11 protein-coding genes are annotated in these 11,751 nt (G+C 53.6%); 4 read left to right on the top strand and 7 right to left on the bottom strand.

Going from position 1 to position 11,751, the window contains the following annotated elements; genetic code table 11:
• Positions 1 to 30: 30 nt before the first annotated feature.
• Entirely contained in the window at positions 31 to 1,047 is a 1,017-nt protein-coding gene (locus tag Mal52_RS04420) for a YybH family protein (RefSeq protein ID WP_145374509.1), read from the bottom strand.
• Between the two features lie 739 nt (positions 1,048 to 1,786).
• Here Mal52_RS04420 and Mal52_RS04415 point away from each other — a divergent pair.
• Entirely contained in the window at positions 1,787 to 3,127 is a 1,341-nt protein-coding gene (locus tag Mal52_RS04415) for a hemolysin family protein (RefSeq protein ID WP_145374508.1), read from the top strand.
• 38 nt (positions 3,128 to 3,165) lie between these two features.
• Here Mal52_RS04415 and Mal52_RS04410 read toward each other — a convergent pair whose 3' ends face one another.
• The 4 genes from Mal52_RS04410 to Mal52_RS04395 all read right to left on the bottom strand — a co-directional run bounded on the left by Mal52_RS04410 (position 3,166) and on the right by Mal52_RS04395 (position 4,940).
• Positions 3,166 to 3,642 (bottom strand): DinB family protein, encoded by a 477-nt coding sequence (locus Mal52_RS04410; RefSeq protein WP_145374507.1) that lies wholly within the window; start codon positions 3,640 to 3,642, stop codon positions 3,166 to 3,168.
• Between the two features lie 61 nt (positions 3,643 to 3,703).
• Complete coding sequence (locus tag Mal52_RS04405) at positions 3,704 to 3,919, bottom strand: DUF1653 domain-containing protein (RefSeq protein WP_145374506.1); 216 nt, start codon at positions 3,917 to 3,919, stop codon at positions 3,704 to 3,706.
• On the bottom strand, positions 3,916 to 4,608 hold the full coding sequence (locus Mal52_RS04400; RefSeq protein ID WP_145374505.1) for a DUF2293 domain-containing protein: 693 nt from the start codon (positions 4,606 to 4,608) through the stop codon (positions 3,916 to 3,918). Before Mal52_RS04400 ends, Mal52_RS04405 begins: the two co-directional genes overlap by 4 nt.
• A 32-nt stretch (positions 4,609 to 4,640) precedes the next feature.
• A complete protein-coding gene (locus Mal52_RS04395; RefSeq protein WP_145374504.1) occupies positions 4,641 to 4,940 on the bottom strand; it encodes a hypothetical protein in 300 nt (99 codons plus the stop codon).
• A gap of 175 nt (positions 4,941 to 5,115) precedes the next feature.
• Between Mal52_RS04395 and Mal52_RS04390 the strand changes: the two genes are divergently transcribed.
• Complete coding sequence (locus Mal52_RS04390; RefSeq protein ID WP_145374503.1) at positions 5,116 to 6,348, top strand: sialidase family protein; 1,233 nt, start codon at positions 5,116 to 5,118, stop codon at positions 6,346 to 6,348.
• Between the two features lie 57 nt (positions 6,349 to 6,405).
• Here the strand turns inward: Mal52_RS04390 and Mal52_RS04385 are convergent, their stop codons facing one another.
• The gene (locus Mal52_RS04385; protein ID WP_145374502.1) at positions 6,406 to 8,517 is read right to left on the bottom strand and encodes a leucine-rich repeat domain-containing protein; all 2,112 of its coding nucleotides are present in this window, start codon (positions 8,515 to 8,517) and stop codon (positions 6,406 to 6,408) included.
• A gap of 399 nt (positions 8,518 to 8,916) precedes the next feature.
• Here Mal52_RS04385 and Mal52_RS04380 point away from each other — a divergent pair, with 399 nt between their 5' ends.
• Both Mal52_RS04380 and Mal52_RS04375 read left to right on the top strand, forming a co-directional pair.
• Entirely contained in the window at positions 8,917 to 9,714 is a 798-nt protein-coding gene (locus Mal52_RS04380) for an FHA domain-containing protein (RefSeq protein ID WP_197533701.1), read from the top strand.
• Between the two features lie 36 nt (positions 9,715 to 9,750).
• Positions 9,751 to 10,662: a response regulator gene (locus tag Mal52_RS04375; protein WP_145374500.1), complete on the top strand. Its 912-nt coding sequence runs from the start codon at positions 9,751 to 9,753 to the stop codon at positions 10,660 to 10,662.
• Between the two features lie 97 nt (positions 10,663 to 10,759).
• Here the strand turns inward: Mal52_RS04375 and Mal52_RS04370 are convergent, their stop codons facing one another.
• Positions 10,760 to 11,620 (bottom strand): transposase, encoded by an 861-nt coding sequence (locus tag Mal52_RS04370; protein ID WP_145374499.1) that lies wholly within the window; start codon positions 11,618 to 11,620, stop codon positions 10,760 to 10,762.
• Between the last annotated feature and the right edge of the window lie 131 nt (positions 11,621 to 11,751).

The following is an 11,751-nucleotide window of genomic DNA, read 5'->3' as shown; positions in this document are numbered from 1 at the left end:
CCACAATGGCTGTGAAAGTCGAAAAGCGGTTCATGGCGATTCTCCTTTATCTGTGGCTTCAACTTCGTCCGCCGCGGCATCCGCATCCTCGATTCGGACGACCGTCACCGGATCCGAAGCCGGCACCAACTCGCCGTCGATCGTCTCCCCGATCGTTTGCACGCTGAGCGTGTCATCATCCACGCGCGTAATCACCTGTGTTCCAGATGACACCCGCCCGTCGCCATGAACGTGCGACATCTTGATCATCCAGTCTTTGTCGTTCTTCGAAGCGAACCCCTCACCGAAAGAACCATCTGAGTGAAATGTCCAGGAACGGATTTGTTTGTTCAGCGGATCCCAGCCAATGACCTGTGTTCCGCTGAGCGAATCGCCATCATCATGTTGAACGTTGAAGGAACGGATCAGAAAGGCGCGACTCTCCGACCAGCGCACTGTTGTGATCACGCTCGCGTTCTCGACATCGTCCTGCCAAGTTCCGACGAGCCACTCCAACTCTTTCAGAGCATCATACGACGTCGCTGGCTGGGGTAAATCGCGTTCCTGTGAGCTGTTAATCAGCCAACGGTCTTGTTCCTTGACCAACAGGGCCGTGTAAGACGACTCGATGGGGTCACCTTCGCCGGTGACCAGGGTCACTTGCCCTTCGACCAGTGCGACATCCGGCCGGACCATCCGCACTGTATCAGCGTGTCCCGACAACCGCGCTTGCGGATATTGTTTAAAAAACTCAGCAAATTCCTGCTGCAGACTTTCCCGCCCCTCCGTTCGTTCATCCGTTTCCAGGTCGATCGAAACTCCGTCCGCCGACCAATACTTTGCCACATCGGCTGCATCATGCTTGTTGAAGACCGTCACATAAGCGCGAAGTTGTTCACGGATAGCCGCCTCGGTAGGGTCCATTTCGTCTGGGGTGGTGTCCAAAGTCCCCTCGGTTGCCGGAGCGGTTTTCCCCTCAGCGGGCGATTTGTTGTTGGTGCTATCGTCAGCCCAGTTTAGCCGACTGCAGACAATCAATATTCCCAGAAGTAATGCAGTTTGTTTCATCAGTGTGATCTCCAGATGAACATAGAGAGGTATGGCTCCGCTGAGCGGCCGAAGAGATTCAGCCGATCGAATTGGACGCGGTGACTTGAGTCGAGATTGATTTTGGTTCGTGTGGACCGCTGGCCGAGATCAGCCAAGGTAGCCACCCAAGTTGCGTTTGATGGGCAGATACGCGATCGCCATAGCACCGAGAAATGTTGTGATGCAACGCCTAGCTGGGAACTTCGATGAATTTCGAATGCTCAATCAGACAGGCGGATATTATACAGTGAGAATGTATCCAATACACGTTGAAAGAAATTCTACTCGCCTGTCAGGGGCGAGTGATGAAAAAACCGGGCATTTTTTAAAAGTCGCTTAAAACCCGCGGAGGCGTCTCTCGAACGTTGAACTGGAAGTTTCGAGAACAAGTGCAACCGGGCTTTGGAACGGGTTCTATGCAAAATGCGAACCACGCCTCGTGAAAGCGCGTTCACGAGGCGTGGTTAATCGGCGGAAATCATGCACATTGACTGGCATGAGGACTTCGATTTAGACATCTGCACAAGCCTTCGGTTTGTGCCACAGTCACCCTGAGCTGGTCAGACGCTCCGCTTGTTACTGTTGCGACTCTGGCATCCCTTCTCTCTGCAGCGGGGTGCTGTCTACAATTCCCCTCCACAATGGTGGCAAGCTCAAATTAGATCGAAGCAACGACCAGAAACGCTCAGACGCAATATCGCTGACGAAGGAGAACGGGATGTGGGGGGTGGAATTGATCATCGTGCTGTGCATGATTGCAGTCAACGGGATCTTTGCAGGCTATGAGATTGCGCTGGCCTCCGTCTCTTTGTCTCGCTTGCAGGTTTTACTGCAGGACAAACGAGCGGGGGCGAAAGCTGCGTTCTACATGAAGGAGAACATGGAATCGAGTTTGGCGACAGTCCAGTTGGGCATCACGCTGGTCGGCGCCATTGCAGCAGCTACGGGCGGCGCGGGTGCCGCCGAGACATTTGCCCCGCAGCTGCGAGAAACGTTTCAGATATCGGTCGGAGCTGCGGAATTCTTGGCGATCACGGCAGTGGTTGTCCCCTTGACCGTTGCCACAATCATCTTCGGCGAGTTGATTCCCAAGGTCTTTGCCATTCGCAACAAAGAGTGGGTCTGCTTGCGGATGTCGAATGCGATCAAATGGTTTTCCTGGAGCGTCTGGCCGGTGGTTCGGTTTTTAGAGATGGCGGTCAATTGGCTGATGAAGCTGGGGCAACGGCATTGGCAATCCAAGATCGACGACCAAGTCAGTACGGAGTCTCCCGAACTCCAAGAATTGCATGCGAGCGCCACGCTAGCCCGCTGGTCTCGACAAATCGGTGCCCAGGAGGAAAAAATTATTCATGGAGCGACTGCATTGTCCCAACGTCTTGTGAGAGACATCATGCTCCCGGCCGGCAGTATTAGTATGCTCGACGTCAATGCGTCAATCAGTGACTGTTTGGTCGCTGCTCATCTCGACATGCACACGCGGTTTCCCGTGACGGAACGAACCGACGACCCGCAGGCAATCATCGGTTACGTCAATTTCAAGGATATTGTTGCACATATGCGATTGTCGCCCAATGACCGATCATTGCGGGCCATCGTGAGGACCATCACGAGCTTCGAGGAAACCACTCCCGCCTCCTCCTGTTTAGAAACGATCATCAAAGATCACCGCCACATTGCGCTGGTTCGTGACGAGGCAATGCATGTCGTGGGCATGGTCACACTGGAAGATATGATCGAGGAACTCGTGGGTGAGATCGAAGATGAATACGACCGGCTTCCGGCTCATGTTGTCCCCACAGGCAGTGGATGGGTGGTCGGGGGCGGCATCACGCTCAACCATCTTGCGGAGTTGTCCAACATCGACCTGACCAACGATTTGCCGCAGCAGGGAGCACGCAGTCTGAATGAATGGATCATTGGCCATCTTGGCCGCGCGGTTCAGGGAGGCGAGACACTCGAACGGGAACAAGTTCGCGTCGTCGTTCGCAAGGTCCGTCGGCAAAAAGTCCTGGAAGCTCAAATAGAAGTCAGCACGGCAAACAAGGTTGAAGCTTGAAATGAGCGCAAGCGTACCGTGCTGTTTTTAAAGTGATTTCAATCCGGCCAAGCGCCCAACGCCTGGCGAATCACGACCAACTGGCCCAAGTGGTAAGCGTTGTGATCAGCCACCAACAGGGCTTCACGCAAAATCGTTTGCCCACTGCCATGAGGAATCACCGCAAACAGATCGGTCGTCGGATTAGCGACGAGGTCGATCATCTCTTGCAAATCGGATTTGATTTTCGCCACGGTCTCATCCCAAGCCCCGGAGCCTGGCGGGGCATCGCCTGTGGGCCAATATCCTGTGGGAAAATCGGGCGAGACGTGATCGGGATTGCGTGAAAACTCCAGAATGTCCCATTGAGCAATCCGCAGATGCTCCAGCAGTCGCCAGGGAGTGTGGGAGACACCTTGAATTTTGGCACCACGGAGGTCCGCAGGCAAATCGGCAATCGCCTTTTCAAAGTGCAAATGCGCACCACCGCCGTTGAGCAGATAGATCGCGTGGTCTCGGAGTGCTTGATCAGACATCGGGACATTCCCATTAAAAATACTCAGGGCTTAAAAATCAGACAGCACAGCTGAAGGCCGGTTAAGGTTCGTCGTTGCCCACGAACGCAAAACGAGCGACTTGCTTCCCAGCGACTTCAACGGTCTCCAGAAACATCTTCTTGGGACGCACCCAAAGTCCGTGTTCGCCGTAATCCTGCCGGTATATGACCAACTCTTCTTCGGTTTCGCTATGTTTGGCGACTCCGATAACGATGTAGTCATTGCCTTTGTAGTGGCGGTAGCGGCCTGTATTCATGGTGTTTTTTCTCCGGTTGTGATTTCTGCCAAAGCTCGCTGTAGCGGACAATCCTCTGAGATGAACTCGCCGCGCCGATACTGACTCAAGATGCCTTTGGAATGCTGTGCGAGCATGCGTCGCACTTCACGTCGTTTGCCTTTGACGCGTGGGATTGGCATGGAGTCGTAGGCGGTGGTTTGGTGCCGCATCCAAGCAATGACGGCTGCTTCGGCCCGTTGTTCTATTGGAATACGCTTTGTACGAGCCACCGTGCCGCTTCCCACCGGTGTGGTGTGTTGAGTGATGGCCCGTGCCATCTGCTGCGCAAGCTCGGCGTGATCGGAATGGAAGTCGAGGAAGACGACAACGGCCTCGAAGAATTCATCGACATATTCCGTTTGCGTTTTCTCGCGGCGGCGAGCGCTTGCCAATTTTCGTTTGGCATACGCCTCAGTGGAGCGTTCTGTTTCGAGATCGGCACGAATTCGCTCGATCGTGTCCGCCGGAGCCCAGACGCCGCGCGAGAAAACTTTTCGGCCTTTCTTCTCTTGTATGATCCAATGCTCTCCAGCGGTCTTTACACGACGAGTCAAAGCAGCATCACCGGGCAAAAGTAATGCCCAGCCTGCGGGAACCGTGAGGACATCCCCATTCGCAGACTTCACCGTGTTTTCCCTGGGACCGGGTAAGAACGTGTTGTCGGTCATTTCTATTTAAGCTTCCTTGCCTACTTGTGTCGTTAGTCGTCTCTGCCGACTTTGCCATCGTAAACGGAAAATATGGTTTTCACATGCTTCACCAAAACCGCGACCAACTCTGCATCAGCGGTGAGCGGCCTGTTGGCGTCAAGCTCACCCTGGCGAGCCGCTAAAATAATCGCCGCCAAAACATGCTCGACATCAACCGGCTGATTCGTCGGTTCTTCGAGTTGGATTGCTAAATCAAACAGCAAATCAGCCAACACCGGATCTACGGTCGCCTGCCCCGCCGCATCCAGGGAAATGCCGGGAACAATGGATTGGTTGCCGCTGTGGGACATTATGCCTTCACCACCAGAAGATTACGGATTCTCTTAAAATCAGATCGTCAGGGCCTTGCCTGTAAAGTATGATCTTTACTCCACAGATGCCATATTGGACGGCCATTTGTTTTCTTATTTTTGTTTACACCTTCAGCCCCAAGCGTTCAGTACAATAACAACAGGACCCTCTCCCATGATCCATCACCTCGATCGCCGTCAGTTTCTCGCCGCCGGAGCCGTCATGCTGGCTAGTCCGGCTTTGGCCCAATCCAACAACGAGCTGGTGCGTTCGATTACGACAGAGACGTTGTGGCGCAATCGTGATGGGAAGTCGGTCACGTGGTTTCATCCCCGCGCATGTCGGCTGCCGGATCAGGATGGCGTTCCCATGGCGTTGATGACGTTACAAGTGATCGGTGGTTCCGATTATTTTGGGCCGGTCCATTGGTCGACGTCAGAGGATCTCGGCAAAGTCTGGACTGAGCCGCAACCGATTCCCTCACTGGGTCGCGTTCCGGTCCCCGATCACGAGGGACTCCAGGCGGGCGTTTGTGACGTGGTTCCTCAGTATCACGAACTGACCAAATCGGTCCTGGCAATGGGGCACGTTGTTTTCTACCGGGGTCCACGTTTTGCCCGCGGCGACCAGTTGGCAAGGTATCCCGTCTATTCCGTGAGAAAACAGGACGGATCGTGGTCCGAGCGGAAACGATTAGAATGGGATGATCCGCGCGGCTCGTTTATTTATACGAACAATTGTGGCCAACGTGTGATCCTGCCCGATGGCGACATTTTGCTCGCGTTGACATTCGGCGACAAACCGACACACCGCTCGGTCGCCGGAGTCCGCTGCGGATTCGACGGCGAGACGCTGCGCATTAAGCAAATCGGGCCGGCCCTGACGCATCCCCACAAACGTGGTCTGCTGGAACCGTCGCTCACACGTTTTGGCAAACGCTTTTACCTGACGATGCGCGCCGAAGATGATCGCGGCTATGTGAGCGTCAGCGACGACGGTCTGAACTGGAACGACAAAACCCCTTGGACCTGGGATGATGGAACACCGCTGACCATGTCAACCACGCAACAACATTGGCTCACGCATTCCGATGGGTTGTTCCTCGTCTACACGCGAAAAGATGCGTCCAACCGAAATGTGATCCGCTGGCGTTCCCCGTTGTTTATGGCTCAGGTTGATCCCAAGACGTTGCGACTGATCCGAGCGACGGAACGAGTTGTACTGCCGTTGGCGGGAGACGGCGTGAATGATGCCGACCACGTGGCCTTGATGGGCAACTTCAACGTCACCAATGCCAGCCCGGAGGAATCGTGGGTCACAGTCGGCGAATGGATGCCGCGCGACAAAGCCCGTGGCGATGTACTGCTCTCACGAATTCGTTGGGCCAAGCCAAACCGGTTGCTTTAATGCAGAATGGCGACGTACCGTGGTCGCGTCAGGGGCTACTCTATTTTGGTCTATATTTCATTTCTCGATCTCGCACGCAGGGAGCGCCTTCTGGAGTCGATTGATCCCAGCCTGAGTGACCTGTGTTCCCCCGAGTTGTAGCGATTTCAGCTCAGTCAGCCCATGAAGATGCTCTAAGCCGTTGTCAGTGATGCTCCTGCAACTCCATAAATCCAGGGATTTCAATTTCTTTTGATGTTTAAGCTGGCTAAGCCCTTCATCGGTAATCAGCTTGGCATGCTGGATCACCAGTCCTTCCAGGTCGTTCATTTTCGCAATGTCGCCGAGGCCTTCGTCCGTGACGGCGTGTACACCCGAGAAGCTCAATGTTGTGATTCCTTCACACTTGGCGCATTGCTGCAAGACCGAGTCGTCGGCTCGCCCGCTTATCCAAACCATCTGTCGTTTCCCGTGGATTTTGAATGAACAGGTGTCGCGTCCGTTTTGGGTAGTTAATCGTGCTGCTTGGATCTCGGTATCGGGTAGTTGTTTCGAAAGGTCATAGAGTCCCATCAGCGTGACTCCGGTCGCCTGGAAATAAAGCCGCTTGAGTACCTTCAACTTGTGAAGATATTTTAGTCCGGCATCCGTGACGCCGGGGCCGCAGAGGCTCAAGTTGTTCAGGTTGACGAGGTGAGCGATCGACTCCAGGCCTGCATCTGAGATATGGGGAATGTCTTCTAGTCCCTCATTAGAAAAGTGCCGACTTTCTTTTATCTGAAGAAACTTTAGATGCTCCAGTGGCGCTAAATGGGCCAAAACGGCGTCCGAAATGGGCGTCGCACTAAAGGACAAACTCTCCAGTTGCGTAAGTGTTTTGAGAGGTCGAAGTTCGTCTGGTGTTAGGTCGCGGCAGACACCGAAGCTAAGGCCTTTCAAGCGTGGAAATTGTTCAAGGTGAGCCAGCGCGGCGCCCCCTTTAACGAGTTGTCGAAATGATATTGAAATGACTTGGTCTTCTTGAACTACGAAGCTCAGCCGATTACCAACAAGCCTACGCATCTCGGGGATTGCTTCTTGCTCCTGCTTGGATGTTTGAGCAAGAATTATGCGCATTTGCTGATAACGCCTCCAACCCGCATTGTGTAGCGGCAGCACGTGGCGAATCTGACCCTGCTGTCTGATAATCAACCGATGGGGACCATCGATTTGGGGAGCGAGCACAAGCGAATAGTCGAACGGCGGTTTCCAGTCATCACCCTCTTGGAATCCTATCCCGCTGCGTGAGTGATACTCAAGCTGGAACAGACGGCGTCCAAGCCCCACTGAATCTTCGGTCGACGTTTCCGTTACTTTGAACACAAGTGGTAAGAAGAGAGCTGCGGTCGACATTCCAGGGTTGCCAAAAGGGGTGAAATGCGTGCGATTGAAATCGTGAGTTAATTTAAGCGGGCCTTCGAAATCCCAGCCGAACCTTATGAAGCCTTGATGTTCGCCTTCTGTTTGACTGACGTCTTTTGACTGGAAATGGTAGCTCTGTAGCCCGAGTCCATCAGACAAGTCCTCGCTCGCTGGTCTCCCTTTCTGTGGAATTTGATTTTCTGATGGCAATATATACGCGAGGGAGATTTCATTCTCAAAACGGCGGCGATCGGTTTTGATCACGAGATCCGGAAGCTTGCCATCGCCGCGCCGTATCAACAGCCGACTAGCGGTAATGGTTCCTGGTGACCAAACAAAATAGATTCGGTTTTCCCATTGACCTTCTGGGAAAACAAGATTGAAAATATGACGTCCTTCGTTGGAGAAGTCCGGCGCAGGAATCGGCTCGAGCGTTACGTCAAACTGTCGTGTTTCTCGTTTTTCCAAAACTTCAGCGTCGCCGAAGTCGTTGAATGTAGCTTTGCTGTTTCGAATTGAAATCGTAGCTGCTCCGCCACGATCCGTAAGTTCCGGACCCTCCAAGGTGATATTTGTGATTCCCGAAAAGAAAGGATCATCGGGAATGCTGATCGCCGTCGCAAAATATCCGGAATCGTATTCAATTTTTCCTGAGGGCCCCATCTCCGCGTTCGACTTTGCAGCGGTGAATTGTTGTTCCGCTGCTTGATTCGCCGAAGTGAGACACAAAGCCATCATCGTTCCAAGAAACAACGTCATGGCAACGGTCAACGTCCAACGCGGCTTCATGGCTAACCCTCCCGATCGAGTTCAGATCAATACTTGGCGATTGCAACAGGATAGCACGCTGAGTCCGCAGACTGCGATATAAATATTGGGCAAGACTCCGCTTGGGGCGGCAGTTCGCAGTGATCCAATTCCTGTCAACAATTCATGCCGTGTCCCCTTCCCCTAGATAGCCGAGTGAATTATTCACAATACACCGCTGTCTAGGTTTCTTTGATCTCTCCAACTTTCTCACCGATTGTAAAAAAAATCACAATGGGGGTTGCCGTCACTTATTTTCAGCAAGGGAAAACGCTTTCCAGAACCACTCTTATAGCTTAGAGAACGATCATTTATCCGGTTTGACCGTAGTTTACAGCCCATTGCTGACGGCATATAATCGACCGCATGTACGGATACCTCATGCCAGCTTCAGGGGGCCGATCGGTTGCGCTCAACAAACCGCGACTGTTTATGGGCCGAGAGAAAAAGAGCGCTTCAACAGGGCGTCTCTCTCAGGAAAATGCGTATTGTCTGTTGGAGCTGATCGATGGTTGGTGGTACATCGACGATCTGCGCAGTCCCGGCGGATTGAAGATCAATGGCAGCATCTGCAAACGGCAGCGTCTGATGCCTGGCGACGAGATTGCCATCGGCAAGCATCGCTATCGGATCAGCTTTGAGGCCCCCAAGCACAATCTTGGAACGGGACGCTCGGTGGCTGCGAAGCAGCGTGGGCCCCAGGGGCAGGGATCACGCAAGCCAGTCATGGCCGGGCCGCTGGGACGATTGGTGCCGGTCGGCGGAGGTGTGGTCCATCAACTCACAAAAACCCCCGTGATCATCGGGCGCAAACCGCCCTGCGATATTGTGATCCCTAAAAAAACAATTTCGGGCAAACATTGCGAGTTATCATTGACCGATGGTTACTGGCGTATCAAGGACCTGGGAAGTCACAATGGTGTCCGCATCGAAGGACAGAGTTGTAAAGAAGGTTGGGTGTTGCCCCAACAACAGTTTTCGATCGCCGATCAACGTTTTCAATTGGAATACGAGGGACAAGGCCCGCGTCCCCTTCCAGACGAGCCTGACTTCCAATTCAGAAAACCGCTGATGGCACAGCTGGGATTATCAAATCGAGACATTGACAAGATCGTTGATGAATCGGAAGACGAAGAACCAACACCACGTAAACGCTGGGACTTAACCACCGATGCATGATCGCCTTGGTGATCCTGCAAAATAGAAAACAGATCCATGCCGAACGTTTTGATCGTCGACGACTCTGGAATTGATCGTGCACTGGCGGGCGGATTACTGGAACGCGAAGAAGATATCATCCTCTCCTTTGCAACAAATGGTCGCGAAGCATTGGATCAGATTTCCTCGACGCGGCCCGACCTGGTTGTTTCCGACTTGCAGATGCCCGAGATGAACGGGCTTGAGTTGGTTGCAGCCCTGCGTGAGGAACACCCCTCGGTGCCGGTGATTATTATGACTGCCCTGGGCAGTGAAAAAATTGCCGCCGAGGCCCTGAAAATCGGTGCGTCCGGCTATGTCCCCAAAGCATCGTTGAGCTCACATTTGCCGCAAGCCGTCCGACGACTGTTCGACGCATCAAGCGCAGACCGTCTGCATTCGCGGTTGTTTCACTCACTACAGGACCTGGATTGTCGATTCCGGCTTCAGAACGATCCCGAGTTGATTTCGCCACTCGTCGATCGCATCCAAGAGGTCTTGCGATGTCTTCCCTTGGGTGATGAAGCAGAACGCGTTCGCGTCGCAGTCGCCGTGGGACACGGTTTGTGGATCGCCCACCATCACGGAAACCTTGAACTGGCTCTAAACGGCCATTGGACAGACTCTGAGTTTCAGGAGGTGGCGATCCAACAGCGAATGGAATCCCCGGCAACCGAACGCAGTATCGAACTGCATACGGTCATCAATCGTGAACAAGCAACCTTCACGATCAGTCACGAGGGAGCGGGAATCGATGTTTCTCGATTGCCCCCCGATCTGGAATCGCAAGCAGCCGACAGATCTTGGTTGAGCGGCTTTGTAATGATTCCGGCGATCATGGACGAGGTCTCCTACGCACCCGCGGAAAAAAAGATCATACTTGTGAAACAAGCCGTTCAAGCCCGCGATGACGACTTGGAGTTTTCCTAAGGCGAACGGTTCCATTCCGTCGCCTCAAGAGATTTCTCGATGCGACTAGAACCAGTTTTGCCTTGTTGAAAACTGACCGATTACCCCACGCTGGTCGCTAACGCCGCAAGGCATAAGCGAGGACTTTGAGGCCGGCTTCAATAATGAGGCTGCTTTCGGAGCGGGCAGCGAGCGCAGAACCCATCGTCCGTTTCAAACCGCTCATGAACGATTCCACTAGCCAACGCCGGCCGTAACCATTTTTCTTCAGCCGCTGCTTCGTCATCTGTTGTCGATACTCGCCGCCCACGCTGCCGTCCGCACGATGCACCGCCGGCGGAATCCAACTTTGCACGCCCCAGCCCTCGCGACAGTACATGTGAATCCACTCGGCATCATAACCCGCGTCGGCAAACAGCCGTTTGGGCTGCGTAACATGCCGCACTTTCTCCAATAATTCAGGCGCTTCGCATTTGTCGTTTCCCGGCCCCCAACCGACCACCAAGCCGGCTGGCAACATCGATCCAGCCACAACACAGACCGAGAGTTTCACGTATTTCTTTCGTGTTTTTCCGCTCCGTACGCGAAAGTGTGCACTGGCCGACGACGTTTCCAAACCGGTCGAATCCATCGATGCCTCGTCCGCATCAGCGGCAAATTCCTTGATGATCTCCGCCAGCATGGCGTCAGTGATTTCCAGGACGTGCGAGCGATCGGCGAAGTATTTCAACGTCGAGTAGTGCGGCAAACGCGTGAGCTCCATCCGTTCTCGCAGTTGGTCGGACGCGCCGAGGATGTCGATGATGCCGCGATAGGTGGTTTTCAAGTACGCTTTGAGAATCAGGATTGTCAGCAATTGCGACTGCGTGAATTTCTGCGGGCTTTTGGGGTGCGAATAAGGCTGGACGAATTTCGTAGACAGCCGCATCGACAGTGAAGCGACTTCCAACAGCACGTTCGGTTGATGGGGGTTGCTCATAGCAGTTACATTTAGCGCGCTGCGGCTAACAATTCAAGTGGTGTTTTCAACAAGGCAAACCAGTTTCAAAACTCGGTTGCGCCTGTTCAGGAATCTAAAATACACGTATATGCGTGACGCGTCAGAGGGTT

Source organism: Symmachiella dynata, assembly GCF_007747995.1.
Classification (GTDB): Bacteria; Planctomycetota; Planctomycetia; order Planctomycetales; family Planctomycetaceae; genus Symmachiella; species Symmachiella dynata.
Note: the sequence above shows the minus strand (reverse complement) of the source record. Positions and strands in the feature narration are given on the sequence as shown.